We start from the raw sequence: 16,216 nt of genomic DNA, 5'->3' as shown, positions 1-16,216 counted from the left end.
GTGATCAGGCCGTCCACCGCGGAGAACTGGCCCGTCACCCCGATCGCCGCCCGGACGGACTGCGCCTGCGCGGTGATGTCGTGGCCGGCGACCTGGGCCCGGCCGCCGTCCGCCGTGATCAGCGTGGAGAGGATCTTCACGGCGGTCGTCTTGCCCGCGCCGTTCGGTCCGAGCAGGGCGAAGATCGTGCCCTCGGGGACGGTCAGGTCGATGCCGTCGAGGACGGTCTTGTCGCCGTAGGACTTGCGCAGCCCGTTCGCCGCGATCGCCGGGGTGGTCATGGTGATGGCTCCTGGAAGGCCGTGGGTGGGTTAGAGGCTGCGGGCCGTGATGTCGCCGTACGCGGTGGTCGCCTGGATGTTCAGGGCCGACGTGCCGTCGTTGCGCAGGGAGTTGTCGACGCGGCCGTAGGCGGTGCCCGCGTTCAGGGAGGCGGAGACGCCGGCCGCCGCGCCGACCGTGATGTCGCCCTTCTGGGTGGTCAGGGTGAGCGTGCCGCCCGTCGCCTCGGCGATGCGGATGTCGCCCCGCGCGGTGCTGATCTCCGCCGGGCCGGTCAGCCGGCCGACCTCGACGTCGCCGTCGGCGGCGTTGAGGCGGAGGCCCGCGGCCTCGTCGACCTTGATCTGGCCGTACGCGCCCTCGAAGACGACCTCGCCGAGCCGTCCGACGCCGCGGAACTCGGTCGCGGCGGCCTCGGCCTCGACGCGGGAGCCGGCCGGGAGCTGGACGGTGACCTCGATGGATCCGGTGCCCCCGAGGATGCCGTTCTTCGTCTTCGGGACCTCGATGCGCAGGACGCCGTCGGCGTAGGCGACTTCGGTGCGCTCGGCCGTCTTCACGTCGCGGCTCTTGGAGGGGTCGGCGGGCAGGACCTCGACGGTGGCGTCGGCCCGGTCGGCGGCGATGAGGCGGATGCGGCCGGCGGGGACGGCGAGGACGGTGGCGATCGGGGCGGTGGTGTCGAACTTCTGCATGGTGCTGCTCCTTCGTCTGTGGCGGGCGCTTGTTCGCCGCGCCGTTTCCGATGAAGGAAAAGCTACGTTGCGTTCGAGGATCCAGCAAGCATTTCATTGCGTGAAAACTGCATTTCCGCTGGTCAGTTACCTCATTTCATTGCAATGGTTCTGGATCTAATGCAACGTCACCTCCTCATTCCGTTGCAATGGATTGAAGGTGAACGCTATGCTGGGCCCACCACGGGCGACGCGCGCCACGGACGACGAAGGAGACCGCGATGCCGGGAGGCAGACTCACCCAGCCCGAACGCCAGCAGATCGCCCTCGGGCTCGCCGACGGGCTGGCGTACGCGGAGATCGCCCGCCGCCTCGACCGTCCGACCTCGACCATCACCCGCGAGGTCATGCGCAACGGCGGCCCCGCCGGCTACCGCGCCGACCTCGCCCACCGCGCCACCGAGCAGCGCGCCCACCGCCGCAAGCCGGCCGCGCCCCGCGGAACCTCCGCCGCCCCGCAGGCACATGGGCGGGACGCCGAGGCCGTGCGCGCGTACGAGGAGACGTTCACGACCGTCATGATGGCCTCGGGCATGCCGAAGATGACGGCCCGCGTCATGGCCGCCCTGACCCTCGCCGACGCGGGCAGCCTCACCGCGTCCGAGCTCGCCGACCGCCTCCAGGTCAGCCCGGCGTCCATCTCCAAGGCGGTCACGTTCCTCGACAGCCAGGACCTCATCCGCCGGGAGCGCGACGAGCGCCGCCGCGAGCGCTACACCGTCGACGACGACGTCTGGTTCCAGTCGATGATGGCGTCCGCCCGGGCCCTCGCCCAGATCGTCGAGACCGCGCGGGAGGGCGTCACCGTCTTCGGCTCCGACACCCCGGCCGGCCACCGCCTGGAGAGCGTCGCCCGCTTCCTCGACTTCGTCGCGGAGAACACGGCCCGGGCCGCCGAGCAGGCCCGGGCCATCCTCCATTCGAAGCCCCCCGCCCCGGGGGACGGCGCTACAGCCCCAGGCGGTAGCGGATCTTCTTGACGAGTTCCGTCAGGTCGGGCTGCCGGAGCAGGCTGTAGTGGTCGGCGTCGAGCTCCACGACCGTCGGCGGGCGGCTCGACCAGCCCGTGGCCTGCTCCAGGAAGGAGTAGTCGTCGCCCTCCGCCTTGAAGAGGGTCACGGGGCACTTCACCTGCCGCTCCGTCAACTCCCGGAAGGTGTAGGTGAACTCGAAGGTCTCCTCGACGATCGCGACGATCCGGTCGATCAGGTCCGGGTCGAGGGCCGGGAAGTTCTCCGCCACGTACGCGACGAAGCTCCGGCGGTCCTCCGCCCGCACGCTCGCGTCGATCGCGCCCGCGAACACCGAGTACAGGATCGTCACGAACGCCGGATTGTCATACGTCGCCCCGCCCGTCTCCGAGGAGCGGACCTTCGGCGATCCCGGGGCGATCAGGAAGAGGTTCTCCACCTGCTCCCCCGCCGCCTCCAGGAGGTGCGCCGACTCGAAGGCGACGCGCGCGCCGAACGAGTAACCCCACAGGGTGTACGGGCCGGTGGGCTGGCGGCGGCGGATCGCGGCCACATCGGCGGCGGCCATCTCGCGGATCGTGGCGTACGGCTCCTCGCCCCGGTTGACGCCGTGCGCCTGCACCCCGTAGAACGGCCGGTCGATGCCGACCTCCTCGGCCAGGTGCCGCAGGTTCATCGTGTAGCCCCCGAGGCCCGGCCAGCAGTACACGGGCGACTGCGCGCCGGCCGCGTGCAGCCGTACGAGACGGGAGGCGGGAGTCGCGGCGGCGCCGTCCAGCTGGTGGGCGATCTTCTCGATCGTCGGCCGCTCGAAGAGCACCTGGAGCGGGAGCGAGGCCCCGAACGCACGGTTGATCCGCGTGACCAGCGCGACCGCGATCAGCGAGTTGCCGCCCGACTCGAAGAAGTCGTCCAGGACGGAGACCGCCTCGACCTCCTCGTACTTGAGGGCCGCCGCCCAGATCTCCGCGAGCCTGCTCTCCGCACGCGTACGGGGCGGGACGTGCGGCCGGCCGTGCAGGCCCGCGTTGACGACGGCGAGGTCGGCGAGCGCCTTCGTGTCCACCTTGCCGTTCGCCGACAGCGGCAGCCGGTCCAGGACCACGACCCGGTTCGGGATCATGTAGTCCGGCAGGTGGTGCACGAGGTCGTCGCGGATCATCTCCGCCGGGCCCTTCATGTGGACCGTGTCCTCGTACATCCCCTCGCTCAGCCGCTGCTCCTCGCCGACCCGGCCGCCGACGAAGAAGTACGAGGGGCCGGTCGCCCGGCCCGCCGCCGCCAGGATCTCGTCCAGGCGACGGGCCGCAGGGAGCGGGTGGCCGGACTTGGAGCTGTAGCCGGAGGACATGAAACCGAGCCCGTGGTCGCCCAGTTGGAGACGCTGGAGCACCCTGCCGAGGTCGACGTACGCCCGGTCCGTGTCAGCCGTCCGGCTGACGACGGCGATGCCGAGCGAGGCCCGCTCGTACACCGCCTGGTTGATGGCGATGACGTGCTTCTTCTCGACGAGGGAGCCCGAGATCACGCGCAACTCGCCGTGCTCGTAGGCGTACTGGGCTTCCGGGAGGTCCGGGATGCGGGTGCCGTGGGCCTGAACGTAGACGTCCGCCTCGGGGTCGTTCCTCGTCTCCTCGTCGTACGGGACGACCTCCCAGAGCCCGTCCCCGGGGCACGGCCTGACGTCCAGGCCGTAGCCCGGCAGGACCTCCTCGAAGAGGCCCACCATGTGACCCGTCTCGATCTCCAGGACCTCCTGGATGTTGTTCCTGTAGACCGGCTCGATCGCCTCGCGCTTCCCCCGGAAGTCGAGGCGCAGGGACGGTTCGGCGGCGTCCGGGAGCGCCTCCGTCAGGTACAGGCGGTGGCGGACCGGATGGTAGTAGTACGTGCCCGGGTCCAGGCCCGCGATGCCGCGCGCCTCCACGTACAGCTGCGTCGCGTACAGGGCGCCCGGCGAGGCGTAGCCGTACTTCGGGAGGAGCCGTTCGTCACTGCTGAACTGGCCGAACCAGCGCAGGAGTTCGCCGAGGTCGGCGGCGGTGAGACTGCCGACCCGCCGGGATCCGATGCCCTCCGGGCGGCGGGACAGGGCCGCGAGGACGTCGGCGCGGGTGACCTCGCCGCCCTCGTAGAAGCGGTAGGTCTTGCGGGCGAAGACCGTACGCCGCATCCGCTCCGTCGGCGTCCCGCCCGGCAGCTGCACCACCGGGCAGCCCGCGAGCTCGGCGTCCTCGCGGGTGCCGGCGTTGGACAGCTGGGCCTTGACCTGGAGCTTCGACTCCTTCGACTGGTGGTGGGCGCCGTGGTTGCCCTGGTCCATCAGGGCCGCCTCCTTCGGCGACAGCTCCACGCAGGCGACGAGGTTCTGGAAGCCGGTGCGGGGCTCGTCCTTGACGATGACCGCCGCGTTCTTGACCCAGTCGTGGTTCTCGATGGCGAGCGCGATCTCGTCCAGCTCGACGCGGAAGCCGCGTAACTTGATCTGGTTGTCCGCGCGGCCCGCGAACTGGACCGTGCCGTCCTCGTTCCAGTGCGCCAGGTCGCCCGTGCGGTAGAGGCGCTCGCCGGTGTCCGTGGTGAGGAACTTCTCGGCGGTCAGCTCGGGACGGTCCAGGTACCCCCGCGCCACCTGGATCCCGCCGATGCACAGCTCGCCGTCGCGTATGTGGAAGGTCGTGCCGTGGGCCGGTCTGCCGATGGGTATCGCGGCCGGGGCGTCCGCGAGCGTCGCCCGGTCCACCGTGTGGGAGGAGGCGTTGATCGTGCACTCGGTGGGACCGTAGAGGTTGATCAGGTCGGCGGCCGGGAGCTCGGCGAGGAGCTGTGCGGCGAGGTTCCTGGAGAGGATCTCGCCGCCCGAGTAGACCCGTTCGAGGGTGGTGCAGGTGCCGAGGCGCTCCGTGTCCACGAGGGCCTGGAGGAGGGTCGGCACGCCCTGGAGCATCGTCGCGCCGTGTGTGCGGATCGCGTCGACCAGACCCTCGGGGTCGCGGTAGACGCCGGGCGGTCCGACGGCGACGCGTGCGCCGACCGCCGGCGCGAGGATCTCCCACTGCGCGGCGTCGAAGCTCATCGGGGTCTTCTGGAGGACGACGGCGTCCGGGCCGAGGCGGTGCTCCGCCGCCATCCAGCGCATCTGCGACACGATCGAACGGTGCTCGACCATGACGCCCTTGGGCCTGCCGGTGGAGCCGGAGGTGTAGATGACGTAGGCGAGGTCGTCGGGGGCGGGGGCGGGGAGCGGGGCCGTTTCCCGCTCCTGCGGTACGTCCCCGATGACGACGACCGTCGTGCCGGGCGGGGCGAGCTCCTCGGCGCGGTCCCGGAAGCGGTCCTGGGTCAGGACGATCCCCGCGCCGCTGTCCTCGATCATGTAGCGCAGACGCTCCTCGGGGTACTCCGGGGAGAGCGGCACGTACGCGGCGCCGGCGAGGACGACGCCCCAGATGCCGGTCATCAGGTCGAGGCTCGGCTCGACGAGCACGCCCACGCGGGCGTCGCGGGCTGCGCCGAGGGCGCGGAGGCGGGTGGCGAGGGCGGCGGCGTCGTCGTGGAGCTCGCGGAAGGTCCGCGTGTCCCGGCCGAAGGCCACGGCGGGGGTGTCGGGCCGCGCGGCGGCGGCGGTACGGAGGAGCCGGTCGAGCGTGGACATGGTCTTCCCTTCGTCTGGGACCGCGCCGTCGCCGCACCTCGTTGTGGGCATGCGTTCCACCGGGGCGGAACGGGTGGGCACAACGGACGGCGCCCATGCCGGCGCCAGAGGCTCCCGCGCCTGAACCCGCACCGCGAGCGACGGCGCGCACGTGGTGCGGGCCAGGGCGCGGAACGCGGAGGCGCCGCTGAAGGGCGCCGTCCCGTGCGCCCACCCTCCCCCGAGCTCTCGGCTTCGCTCGAGCAGGGGGGACCCCCATCGCCCTGCGGGACGATTGCCCACACGGCAGCGGGGGCACCGCCCCGCCGGGCGCGGGCCCCACAACGGGGGCGGCGCAGGTCAGCGGTAGATGAGGAGTTCTTGTTCCGTCGCGCCCGTGAGGGCGTAGCGCGTGCGGACCAGGGGGCGGCCCGCGTAGATGCGGATCAGGGTCGCGGCGTCTCCCCTGAAGCGCGCCGCCGGCCTGCCCTCGATCGCGTTGCCGAGGGAGACCTGGCGGCCTGAGCGGTCCGCCAGGTCTCCGATCAGCCGCGGCGTCTCCCGCCGGCGGCTCGTCATCGAGAGCAGCGGGAGCGCCAGGTCCAGGGCCTCGCCGCAGTACGCGCCGGGCTCGCCGAAGGCCTCCCGTACGTCCCCGGCATGGACCCACTCCCCGAGGGCGACCGCGTCCAGGCGGCCGTCCTCCCGGGCCGCGATGACCGGGCCCGCCTCCGTGAGGCCGCGTTCCAGTTCGTCGAGGATCCGGTCGAGCGGCCAGTCCTCCCGGTCCGCCACGTCGCAGGCGTTCGCCTCCGGCAGGAACACGCCTTCCTCCAGGCGGTCCTCGACGATCCGGACGAGCGCCGCCCCGCAGTGGGCGAGGACCTGCCGGGCGGTCCAGCCGGGGCACGCGGTGCGGAGCTCGTACGCCTCCTCCGGTGTGCGCCGGAGGAGCGGCATCAGCAGGTCCCGTTCCGTACGGAGGAGCCGGTCGGGGAGCCAGGGGTCACGTTCGGTACACATCATCAGTAGCGGTAGTGGTCAGGCTTGTACGGGCCCTCCACCGGGACCCCGATGTACGACGCCTGCTCGGGGCGGAGCGTCGTCAGGCGGACGCCCAGCGCGTCGAGGTGGAGGCGGGCGACCTTCTCGTCCAGGTGCTTCGGGAGGACGTAGACGTCGGTCGGGTACTGCTCCGTCTTCGTGAACAGTTCGATCTGCGCCAGCGTCTGGTCCGCGAAGGAGTTCGACATCACGAAGGACGGGTGGCCGGTCGCGTTGCCGAGGTTCAGGAGCCGGCCCTCGGACAGGACGATGACGACCTTGCCGTCGGGGAACGTCCAGGTGTGGACCTGCGGCTTGACCTCGTCCTTCACGATCCCGGGGATCCGCGCGAGACCCGCCATGTCGATCTCGTTGTCGAAGTGGCCGATGTTGCCGACGATCGCCTGGTGCTTCATGCGGGCGATGTCGGACGCCATGATGATGTCCTTGTTGCCCGTCGTCGTGATGAAGATGTCGGCCGTCTCCACCACGTCCTCCAGGGTGGCGACCTGGTAGCCGTCCATCGCCGCCTGGAGCGCGCAGATCGGGTCGATCTCGGTGACGATCACCCGGGCGCCCTGGCCGCGGAGGGACTCCGCCGAGCCCTTGCCGACGTCGCCGTAGCCGCAGACGACGGCCGTCTTGCCGCCGATCAGGACGTCGGTGGCGCGGTTGATGCCGTCGACGAGCGAGTGGCGGCAGCCGTACTTGTTGTCGAACTTCGACTTCGTCACGGCGTCGTTCACGTTGATCGCCGGGAAGAGGAGCTCGCCCTCGCGGTGCATCTCGTACAGGCGGTGGACGCCCGTCGTGGTCTCCTCAGTGACGCCGCGGATGCCGGCGGCGATCGCCGACCAGTCCAGGGCGGTCTGCTCCAGGAGGGCGCGGACGACCGCGAGCTCCTCGTTCGAGGCCTCCGGCAGGGCGCCCGTCTTCTGGTACTCCACACCCTTGTGGACGAGGAGGGTGGCGTCGCCGCCGTCGTCCAGGATCATGTTCGGGCCGTCGGCGCCCGGCCAGGTCAGCGCCTGCTCCGTGCACCACCAGTACTCCTCCAGCGTCTCGCCCTTCCAGGCGAAGACCGGGATCCCGGCGGCGGCGATCGCGGCGGCCGCGTGGTCCTGCGTCGAGTAGATGTTGCAGGACACCCAGCGGACCTCGGCGCCGAGCGCCACGAGGGTCTCGATGAGGACGGCCGTCTGCACCGTCATGTGCAGCGAGCCGGTGATCCGGGCGCCGGCGAGCGGCTGCGTCTCGGCGTACTCGCGGCGGATCGCCATCAGGCCGGGCATCTCGTGCTCGGCGAGGGTGATCTCCTTGCGGCCGAAGGCGGCCAGGCTGATGTCGGCGACCTTGTAATCGGTGAAGTCAGACATGCGCTGCGATTCTCCTTGCACTCATGATGGTTCGGTGGATTTCCAGGGCCGCCGTCGACTTGTTCAGCGTGATGTAGTGCAGGCCGGGCGCGCCCTCGTCGAGCAGCCGCAGGCCCATCTGCGTGGCGTGCTCGACGCCGATGCGGTACGCGGCGGCCGGGTCGTCCTTCGCCGCTTCCAGGCGGTGCGCCAGGTCCTCGGGGAAGGCCGCGTCCGACAGTTCGGCGAAGCGGCGGATCTGGCGTACGTCGGTGGCCGGCATGATCTCCGGGATGATCGGGGTGTCGCAGCCGGCGGCGGCGACCCGGTCCCGCAGCCGCAGGTAGTCCTCGGGGTCGAAGAACATCTGCGTGATGGCGTAGTCGGCGCCCGCACGGCACTTGGCGACGAAGTGCGCGAGGTCGCTCCTGGAGTCGAAGGAGCGGGGGTGTCCCTCCGGGAACGCCGCCACGCCGATTCTGAACTCGCCCAGCGAGCGGACCAGTTCGACGAGTTCGCTCGCGTACGTGAAGCCCTGCGGGTGCGGGGTCCACGCGCCGCGCGGGTCGCCCGGCGGGTCGCCGCGCAGGACGAGCACGTCCCGGACGCCGGCGTCCGCGTAGGCGCCGATGATGGCCCGCAGCTCGGCGACCGAGTGCCCGACGGCCGTCAGATGGGCGACGGGCCGCAGGGTGGTCTCGGTGACGATCCGCTTCGTGACGTCGATGGTCCGGTCGCGGGACGAGCCGCCCGCGCCGTACGTCACGGAGACGAAGTCCGGCCTGAGTGCCTCGACACGGCGGATCGCGTCCCAGAGGGTCTGCTCGCCCCTGTCGGTCTTCGGCGGGAAGAACTCGAAGGAGTACGTGGGGGATTCGGGGTTCACAGACGTCGGCCTCCCGCGTTGAAGTAGCTCGCCTCCGGGTGGTGGACGACGATCGCGTCCGTCGACTGCTCGGGGTGCAGCTGGTACTCCTCCGACAGCACGACCCCGATCCGCTCGGGCCGGAGCAGCGCGGCGATCTTCGCCCTGTCCTCCAGGTCGGGGCAGGCCGGGTAGCCGAGGGAGTAGCGGCAGCCCTGGTACTCGGTGCGCAGCATCCCGTCGAGACCGGCGGGTTCCGAAGCGCCGGCGATGCCCCAGTCGGCGCGGACGCGCGCGTGCCAGTACTCGGCCAGGGCTTCCGCCAACTGCACTGACAGACCGTGGAGTTCGAGGTAGTCGCGGTAGGCGTCGGCGGCGAAGAGCCGGGCCGTCTCCTCCCCGATCCTCGATCCGACGGTGACGACCTGGAGGGCGACCGCGTCGACCTCGCCGGAGTCCTCGGCGCGGTGGAAGTCGGCCAGGCAGAGGCGGCGGCCCCGCTGCTGGCGGGGGAAGGAGAAGCGGGTCCGCTCGCCTCCGTCCTCGTCCAGGACGATCAGGTCGTCGCCCTTGGACACACAGGGGAACCAGCCGTGGACGACGGCCGCCTCGACCAGGTTCTCCCGCTCGATGCGGTCGAGCAGGGCCCGTAGGCGCGGCCTGCCCTCCGTCTCGATGGTCGCGGCGTCCTTGAGTCCCCACTGGCCCTTGAAGAGGGCGGTCTCGTCGAGCCAGGGGGCGTACTCGGCGAGGGGGATGCCGGTGACGACCTTCGACCCGAGGAAGGGGGGTTCGGGTACGGGGTTGTCGGCGGCGACGTCGGAGCGGCCGGCCGGCTCGGGCTCGCGGACCTCGATGACCGGCTCGGCGCGCTTCGGCACCCGGCGCTGCTTGAGCGGGGGCAGCACGGCTCCGGGGACGCCGCGCTTGACGCCCATGAGCGCGTCCATGAGGCGCAGGCCCTCGAAGGCGTCCCGGGCGTAGCGGACCTCGCCCTCGTACAGCTCGTGGAGGTCCTGTTCGACGTATGCCCTGGTCAGGGCGGCTCCGCCGAGGATCACCGGGTACTTCGAAGCCAGTCCCCGGGCGTTCAGCTCCTCCAGGTTCTCCTTCATGATCACCGTGGACTTCACGAGGAGGCCGGACATGCCGATGACGTCCGCCCGGTGCTGCTCCGCCGCCTCCAGGATCGCGGAGACCGGCTGCTTGATGCCGATGTTGACGACGTTGTAGCCGTTGTTGGAGAGGATGATGTCGACGAGGTTCTTGCCGATGTCGTGGACGTCGCCGCGGACGGTCGCGAGCACGATCGTGCCCTTGCCCTCCGCGTCGGACTTCTCCATGTGCGGTTCGAGGTAGGCGACGGCCGTCTTCATGACCTCGGCGGACTGGAGCACGAACGGCAGCTGCATCTGGCCGGAGCCGAACAGCTCGCCGACGGTCTTCATGCCGTCGAGGAGCACGTCGTTGACGATCTCCAGGGCCGGCCGCTCCCCCAGTGCCGCGTCGAGGTCGGACTCCAGGCCGTTCTTCTCGCCGTCGACGATCCGCCGCTTGAGACGCTCGTCGAGCGGCAGGGCCAGGAGCTCCTCCGCCTTGCCCGCCTTGAGGGACTTCGCCGTGGCGCCCTCGAAGAGCTCCAGGAGGCGCTGGAGCGGGTCGTACCCCTCCCGCCTGCGGTCGTAGATCAGGTCGAGGGCGACCTCGACCTGCTCCGGCTCCAGGCGGGCGATCGGGAGGATCTTCGAGGCGTGGACGATCGCCGAGTCCAGGCCCGCCTTCACGCACTCGTCGAGGAAGACCGAGTTGAGGACGATCCTGGCCGCCGGGTTGAGGCCGAAGGAGATGTTCGACAGGCCCAGGGTCGTCTGGACGTCCGGGTGGCGGCGCTTCAGTTCGCGGATCGCCTCGATGGTGGCGATGCCGTCGCCCCGCGACTCCTCCTGGCCGGTGCAGATCGTGAAGGTGAGGGTGTCGATCAGGATGTCGGACTCCCTGATCCCCCAGTTCTCCGTGAGGTCCTGGATGAGCCGCTCGGCGATCGCGACCTTCGCCTCGACCGTCCTGGCCTGGCCCTCCTCGTCGATCGTGAGGGCCATCAGGGCGGCGCCGTGTTCCTTGGCGAGCGCCGTGACCTGCGCGAACCTCGATTCGGGGCCGTCGCCGTCCTCGTAGTTGACCGAGTTGATGACGGCCCGGCCGCCGAGCTTCTCCAGGCCGGCGCGCAGGACACCGACCTCGGTGGAGTCGAGGACGATCGGCAGGGTGGAGGCGGTCGCGAAGCGGCCGGCGAGCTCGGCCATGTCCGCGGCGCCGTCGCGGCCCACGTAGTCGACGCAGAGGTCGAGCATGTGCGCGCCCTCGCGGATCTGGTCGCGGGCCATCTCGACGCAGTCGTCCCAGCGGCCTTCGAGCATGGCCTCGCGGAACTTCTTCGAGCCGTTGGCGTTGGTCCGCTCGCCGATCGCCAGGTACGAGGTGTCCTGGCGGAACGGCACGTGGCTGTACAGGGAGGACGCGCCCGGTTCCACGGCCGGCTGCCGGTCGAGGACGGCCGCGCCGCGCACCCGGTCCACGATCTCCCGCAGGTGCGCGGGGGTCGTCCCGCAGCAGCCGCCGACCAGGGCGGGTCCGTACTCCCGTACGAACTGCTCCTGGGCGTCGGCCAGTTCGGCCGGGGACAGCGGGTAGTGGGCGCCGTCGGAGGTGAGGACCGGCAGACCCGCGTTCGGCATGACCGAGATCGGGATGCGGGCGTGCCGGGAGAGGTGCCGCAGGTGCTCGGCCATCTCCACGGGACCCGTGGCGCAGTTCAGGCCGATCATGTCGATGCCGAGCGGCTCCAGGGCCGTCAGCGCGGCCCCGATCTCCGAGCCGAGCAGCATCGTGCCGGTGGTCTCGACCGTGACCTGCACGATGACCGGCAGGTCCACGCCGACCCAGTCCAGGGCCCGGCGGGCGCCGATGACGGCCGCCTTCGTCTGGAGCAGGTCCTGCGAGGTCTCGATGAGCAGGGCGTCGGCACCGCCGCGGATCAGGCCTTCCGCGTTCTGCTGGAAGGCCTCGCGGAGGGGCTCGTACGTGACGTGGCCCAAGGTCGGCAGTTTCGTACCGGGGCCGATGGAGCCGAGGACCCAGCGGGGGCGGCCGTCGAGGGCCGTGTGGGCGTCGGCGGAGGCGCGGGCGATCCGGGCGCCGGCCTCGGAGAGCTCGTACACCTGGTTCTCGATGCCGTACTCGGCGAGCGCGGCGAGGTTCGCCCCGAAGGTGTTGGTCTCGACGCAGTCCACGCCGGCGGAGAAGTAGGCGTCGTGGACGGAGGCGACGATGTCGGGGCGGGTGAGGTTGAGGATCTCGTTGCAGCCCTCCAGCTGCCGGAAGTCGTCCATCGACGGGTCGGCGGCCTGGAGCATGGTGCCCATGGCCCCGTCGGCGACGACGACCCTCTTCGTGAACTCTTCCCTCAGCGACGGCCTCATGTCAGCCCCCTCAGATGGGTGACGAGCGTCGCCGTGCAGCCGACGCCGTACGTCGTCCTGATCCGGTCCAGGAGGGAGTCCCGGTGCAGCCGGTACTCCTGCGTCCCCACGTAGTCGAGGACGGTCGCCGCGACCGCGCAGCCCAGCTGCGCCGCGCACCGCTCGGGCACGCCCCACAGCGTCCCGGCGAGGAAGCCGGCCCGGAAGGCGTCGCCGACGCCGGTCGGGTCGACGACCGCCGGGACCTCCACGGCCGGCACGGCCAGGGGGTCGCGGCCCTCGCCGCGGATGCGGACGCCGGCCTCGCCGTGGGTGGTGACCCAGGTGCCGACGCGGCGCAGGACCTCCGCCTCCGGCCAGCCGGACTTCTCCAGGAGGAGGGCCGTCTCGTACTCGTTGGTGAACAGGAACCGGGCCCCGTCCACCAGCTCCCGCACCTGCTCCCCGTCGAGCCGCGCCAGCTGCTGCGACGGGTCGGCGGCGAAGGGGATCCCCAGGTCACGGCAGGCGCGGGTGTGCCGGAGCATGGCCTCGGGGTCGTCCGGGGAGACCAGGACCAGTTCCAGGCGGCCGGTGCGCGCGGCGACCTCGCGGAGGTCGATCTCGCGCGCCTCGGCCATCGCCCCGGCGTAGAAGGTGGCGATCTGGTTCTGGGCCCGGTCGGTGGTACAGACGAAGCGGGCGGTGTGGAGCGACTCGCTGACGCGCACCGAGTCGGTGTCCACACCGTGGTCCTTCAGCCAGACCCGGTACGGCTCGAAGTCGGCGCCGACCGCGCCCACGAGGGCGGGCCGCAGGCCGAGGACACCGAGTCCGAAGGCGATGTTCGCTGCCACTCCGCCGCGCCTGACCTCCAGGTTGTCGGCGAGGAACGACAGGGAGACCCGGTCGAGCCGGTCGGCGAGCAGCTGCTCGCTGAACCAGCCGGGGAAGGTCATCAGATGGTCGGTCGCGATGGATCCCGTGACAGCGATACGCATGGCCTACGCCCCCGCTGCCTTCTTCAGGGCCTCCACCCGGTCCGTGCGCTCCCAGGTGAAGTCGGGGAGCTCGCGGCCGAAGTGGCCGTACGCCGCGGTCGCCGCGTAGACCGGCCGCTTGAGGTCCAGGTCGCGGATGATCGCCGCCGGCCGCAGGTCGAAGACCGCGCTGACCGCTTCCTGGATCGTCTCGTCCGGGAGGGTGCCGGTGCCGAAGGTCTCCACGAAGAGGCCGACGGGCTCCGCCTTGCCGATCGCGTACGCGACCTGCACCTCGCAGCGCTTGGCCAGACCGGCCGCGACGACGTTCTTCGCGACCCAGCGCATGGCGTAGGCCGCCGAGCGGTCGACCTTCGACGGGTCCTTGCCGGAGAAGGCGCCGCCGCCGTGCCGGGCCATCCCGCCGTACGTGTCGATGATGATCTTCCGGCCGGTGAGTCCGGCGTCGCCCATCGGGCCGCCGACCTCGAAGCGCCCGGTCGGGTTGACCAGGAGCCGGTAGCCGTCGGACTCCAGGCTGACGCCCTCCTCGACGAGCTGCTTGAGGACGTGCTCGACGACGTACTCGCGGATGTCGGGCGTGAGCAGGCCCTCGACGGAGATGTCGGCCGCGTGCTGCGAGGAGACGACGACCGTGTCGAGGCGGACCGGGCGGTCCCCGTCGTACTCGATGGTGACCTGCGTCTTGCCGTCCGGACGCAGGTACGGCACGGTGCCGTCCTTGCGGACCTCCGTGAGCCGCCGGGACAGGCGGTGCGCGAGGGCGATCGGCAGCGGCATCAGCTCGGCCGTGTCGTCGCAGGCGTAGCCGAACATCAGGCCCTGGTCGCCGGCGCCCTGGGAGGCGAGCTCGTCGTCCTCGTCCCTCCGGGAGGATCCCTCGACTCGTACCTCGTGGGCGGTGTCGACGCCCTGGGCGATGTCCGGGGACTGGGCTCCGATGGACACCGACACGCCGCAGGAGGCGCCGTCGAAGCCCTTCGCGGAGGAGTCGTAGCCGATGTCGAGGACGGCGTCGCGCACCAGCTGGGCTATCGGCGCGTACGCGGAGGTGGTGACCTCGCCGGCGATGTGGACCTGGCCGGTGGTGATCAGGGTCTCGACGGCGACCCGGGAGTGCGGGTCCTCGGCGAGCAGGGCGTCGAGGATGGTGTCGCTGATCCGGTCGGCGATCTTGTCGGGGTGTCCCTCGGTCACGGACTCCGAGGTGAAGAGGCGGCGGCTCATGCCTGGACCTCCGCCGGGGTCTTGAAGAAGTGCTGCTCGATGGCGCCGAGGGTGCGGATGGAGTCGACCTCCAGGGTCTCCATCTGGATGGCGGTGCCGCTCTCCTGCTCCAGGAGGAAGACGAACTCGACGAAGGACAGCGAGTCGATGAGCCGGTTCTCGATCAGGTCGAGGTCGGAGGCGATGTCGTCGCGCTCGGGGTGACGCTCGAGGATCCAGTTCTTCACCGTCTGCAGGCCGTCGGCCATGATGCTTCTCCTTTTAGCTACTGCTGCTGCTTGGGAAGGGTGTGGGGGCGGAAGGGGTGGGGGCGATGATCGGCGCGGCGACCGCGACCGCGTAGTCCACGTCGTGGCTGATGGACACGGTGATCTCGGAGATGCCGGACTCGGCTGCCATCTCGGCGGCCGGACCGTGCAGCTCCACCAGCGGCCAGCCGCCCTCGGAACGGCGTACGACGATGTCCGGCCAGGGCAGGAACCTGCCCCGGACGCGTAACGTCTTGAAGGCCGCTTCCTTCGCCGCGATGCGTCCGCACAGGCTCAGCACGTCGAGCCCGGAGGAGGTGCGGCAGTCGGCGAGTTCGCCGGGGGTGAGCATCCGCTCGAAGAACTTCTCCCCGTACTGCGCGAGGAGTCTGCGGACACGGTTGACGGACACGATGTCCATGCCGAGGTTCGCCCACCCCAGGCCGCCCGCCGGCGGGGCGGCGGGACGGGCCGGCACGTCAGATCACCGGCCCGGCCGCGAGGCTCGCATCGGCCCGCATGCGGGCGTTCGCGTCGAGGACCGCCTGGGTGGCGTCCTCCCAGCTGCCGTACCGGCGGGTCAGCGCGGACAGCCAGCGCTCCAGACCGAAGGCGACGCAGCTGGTGAAGGCGGGGCCGCCGGTGGACCCGAGCGTGATGTCGCAGCGCTCGCCGAAGAAGTTCCGGTGCGTGTTGACCGAGGCGATCGCCAGGTCCTCGTACAGGAACTCGTACTTCACCGGCGTGAGGCGCTGCAGGACCGCCTTGGAGCTGCCCTTGTCGAAGAAGGGGTCGCAGGCGGCCTCCCTGCGCAGGGGCAGGTCGAGGGCGGCGGCGAAGGCCTGGATGCGGGCGGTGAAGTCCGCGAGGTGGTTCTCGGCGTGCTGCTGCCCGCCGATGGCCACGATCTCCCGCATGCGGAAGCCGAGCTGGCGCCGCATTCCCTCGTAGTGGGTCTCCTTGCGGAAGCACCAGGAGCAGATCGTGACGAGGGTGTCGTCGGCGACCTGGGTGCCTTGGTGGGTGAGGTAGACGGCGTAGCAGGACGCCGAGGGCAGTCCGAGCGCGGCGGGTTCGAGCGCGGCGGTCGGAAAGCGGCCGGTGTCGGTGTCGAAGGGCGTGGTCGCGCGGCGCTCCAGGTCGAGCGGGGCGGCGACGACGGCCTGGTGGGGGAAGTTGTCGTAGTAGTCGAGCCGGGCCAGGTCGGCGGCCGGGAGCAGCGGGGGCATGGTCATCGTGCGGGCGCCCGCGGCCACTCCCCAGCCCTCGAAGGTCTCGTCGAGGAGCCGCAGCAGGCGGGTCCCCTCCGGACCGAGGGTCGGCAGACCCCTGGTGGCCCCGACGTTCTGCTCGGGGGTGGTCATGGTCATGATCGGTGCACCTCTCGGCTGGGAGGT

The 16,216-nt window shown here is 71.1% G+C and carries 13 protein-coding genes; 1 reads left to right on the top strand and 12 read right to left on the bottom strand.

Annotated elements, in window-relative coordinates:
- Together ACFYX3_RS38200 and ACFYX3_RS38195 are read right to left on the bottom strand one after the other, a co-directional pair.
- The coding region (locus ACFYX3_RS38200) for an ATP-binding cassette domain-containing protein (RefSeq protein ID WP_389024073.1) at positions 1 to 281 on the bottom strand (281 nt) is incomplete at its 3' end.
- Between the two features lie 30 nt (positions 282 to 311).
- Positions 312 to 977 carry a DUF4097 family beta strand repeat-containing protein gene (locus ACFYX3_RS38195; protein ID WP_389024069.1) on the bottom strand — a complete coding sequence of 222 codons (666 nt, stop codon included), beginning with the start codon at positions 975 to 977 and terminating at the stop codon, positions 312 to 314.
- A 260-nt stretch (positions 978 to 1,237) separates the two neighbouring features.
- On the opposite strand from ACFYX3_RS38195, the gene ACFYX3_RS38190 reads away from it, so the two are divergent.
- A complete protein-coding gene (locus ACFYX3_RS38190) occupies positions 1,238 to 1,996 on the top strand; it encodes a helix-turn-helix domain-containing protein (RefSeq protein WP_382654377.1) in 759 nt (252 codons plus the stop codon).
- On the opposite strand, the gene ACFYX3_RS38185 is transcribed toward ACFYX3_RS38190, so the two are convergent.
- The 10 genes from ACFYX3_RS38185 to ACFYX3_RS38140 form a co-directional block, all read right to left on the bottom strand.
- Positions 1,965 to 5,642, bottom strand: coding sequence for an amino acid adenylation domain-containing protein (locus ACFYX3_RS38185; RefSeq protein ID WP_389024065.1), 3,678 nt, complete (start codon positions 5,640 to 5,642; stop codon positions 1,965 to 1,967). The genes ACFYX3_RS38190 and ACFYX3_RS38185 overlap by 32 nt on opposite strands.
- 339 nt (positions 5,643 to 5,981) lie before the next feature.
- Positions 5,982 to 6,644, bottom strand: a complete 663-nt coding sequence (locus ACFYX3_RS38180; protein WP_389024061.1) for a maleylpyruvate isomerase family mycothiol-dependent enzyme — start codon at positions 6,642 to 6,644, stop codon at positions 5,982 to 5,984.
- Between the two features lie 2 nt (positions 6,645 to 6,646).
- On the bottom strand, positions 6,647 to 8,041 hold the full coding sequence (gene ahcY / locus ACFYX3_RS38175) for an adenosylhomocysteinase (protein ID WP_389024058.1): 1,395 nt from the start codon (positions 8,039 to 8,041) through the stop codon (positions 6,647 to 6,649).
- On the bottom strand, positions 8,034 to 8,906 hold the full coding sequence (metF, locus tag ACFYX3_RS38170) for a methylenetetrahydrofolate reductase [NAD(P)H] (protein WP_389024055.1): 873 nt from the start codon (positions 8,904 to 8,906) through the stop codon (positions 8,034 to 8,036). Before metF ends, ahcY begins: the two co-directional genes overlap by 8 nt.
- Positions 8,903 to 12,364 (bottom strand): methionine synthase, encoded by a 3,462-nt coding sequence (metH, locus tag ACFYX3_RS38165; RefSeq protein WP_389024052.1) that lies wholly within the window; start codon positions 12,362 to 12,364, stop codon positions 8,903 to 8,905. The genes metF and metH overlap by 4 nt, the downstream gene beginning before the upstream one ends.
- Positions 12,361 to 13,344: a carbohydrate kinase family protein gene (locus ACFYX3_RS38160; RefSeq protein ID WP_382654363.1), complete on the bottom strand. Its 984-nt coding sequence runs from the start codon at positions 13,342 to 13,344 to the stop codon at positions 12,361 to 12,363. The genes metH and ACFYX3_RS38160 overlap by 4 nt, the downstream gene beginning before the upstream one ends.
- Before the next feature lie 3 nt (positions 13,345 to 13,347).
- On the bottom strand, positions 13,348 to 14,571 hold the full coding sequence (gene metK, locus ACFYX3_RS38155) for a methionine adenosyltransferase (RefSeq protein ID WP_389024048.1): 1,224 nt from the start codon (positions 14,569 to 14,571) through the stop codon (positions 13,348 to 13,350).
- Entirely contained in the window at positions 14,568 to 14,819 is a 252-nt protein-coding gene (locus tag ACFYX3_RS38150; protein ID WP_116159639.1) for a phosphopantetheine-binding protein, read from the bottom strand. Before ACFYX3_RS38150 ends, metK begins: the two co-directional genes overlap by 4 nt.
- 13 nt (positions 14,820 to 14,832) lie before the next feature.
- A complete protein-coding gene (gene acpS / locus ACFYX3_RS38145; RefSeq protein WP_376585478.1) occupies positions 14,833 to 15,297 on the bottom strand; it encodes a holo-ACP synthase in 465 nt (154 codons plus the stop codon).
- A 1-nt stretch (position 15,298) separates the two neighbouring features.
- Positions 15,299 to 16,189, bottom strand: a complete 891-nt coding sequence (locus tag ACFYX3_RS38140; RefSeq protein WP_389024044.1) for a hypothetical protein — start codon at positions 16,187 to 16,189, stop codon at positions 15,299 to 15,301.
- Positions 16,190 to 16,216 lie beyond the last annotated feature (27 nt).

The sequence above is a fragment of the Streptomyces sp. NPDC002463 genome (genome assembly GCF_042889835.1).
GTDB lineage: Bacteria > Actinomycetota > Actinomycetes > Streptomycetales > Streptomycetaceae > Streptomyces > Streptomyces nymphaeiformis.
Note: the sequence above shows the minus strand (reverse complement) of the source record. Positions and strands in the feature narration are given on the sequence as shown.

Bases quoted from the DNA above. Each gene is read 5' to 3' on its own strand.
- metK (WP_389024048.1), bottom strand. From the start codon at position 14,571: ATGAGCCGCCGCCTCTTCACCTCGGAGTCCGTGACCGAGGGACACCCC.
- ACFYX3_RS38195 (WP_389024069.1), bottom strand. From the start codon at position 977: ATGCAGAAGTTCGACACCACCGCCCCGATCGCCACCGTCCTCGCCGTC.
- ACFYX3_RS38160 (WP_382654363.1), bottom strand. From the start codon at position 13,344: ATGCGTATCGCTGTCACGGGATCCATCGCGACCGACCATCTGATGACC.
- ACFYX3_RS38150 (WP_116159639.1), bottom strand. From the start codon at position 14,819: ATGGCCGACGGCCTGCAGACGGTGAAGAACTGGATCCTCGAGCGTCAC.
- ACFYX3_RS38185 (WP_389024065.1), bottom strand. From the start codon at position 5,642: ATGTCCACGCTCGACCGGCTCCTCCGTACCGCCGCCGCCGCGCGGCCC.
- ACFYX3_RS38190 (WP_382654377.1), top strand. From the start codon at position 1,238: ATGCCGGGAGGCAGACTCACCCAGCCCGAACGCCAGCAGATCGCCCTC.
- metH (WP_389024052.1), bottom strand. From the start codon at position 12,364: ATGAGGCCGTCGCTGAGGGAAGAGTTCACGAAGAGGGTCGTCGTCGCC.
- ACFYX3_RS38140 (WP_389024044.1), bottom strand. From the start codon at position 16,189: ATGACCATGACCACCCCCGAGCAGAACGTCGGGGCCACCAGGGGTCTG.
- ACFYX3_RS38180 (WP_389024061.1), bottom strand. From the start codon at position 6,644: ATGTGTACCGAACGTGACCCCTGGCTCCCCGACCGGCTCCTCCGTACG.
- ahcY (WP_389024058.1), bottom strand. From the start codon at position 8,041: ATGTCTGACTTCACCGATTACAAGGTCGCCGACATCAGCCTGGCCGCC.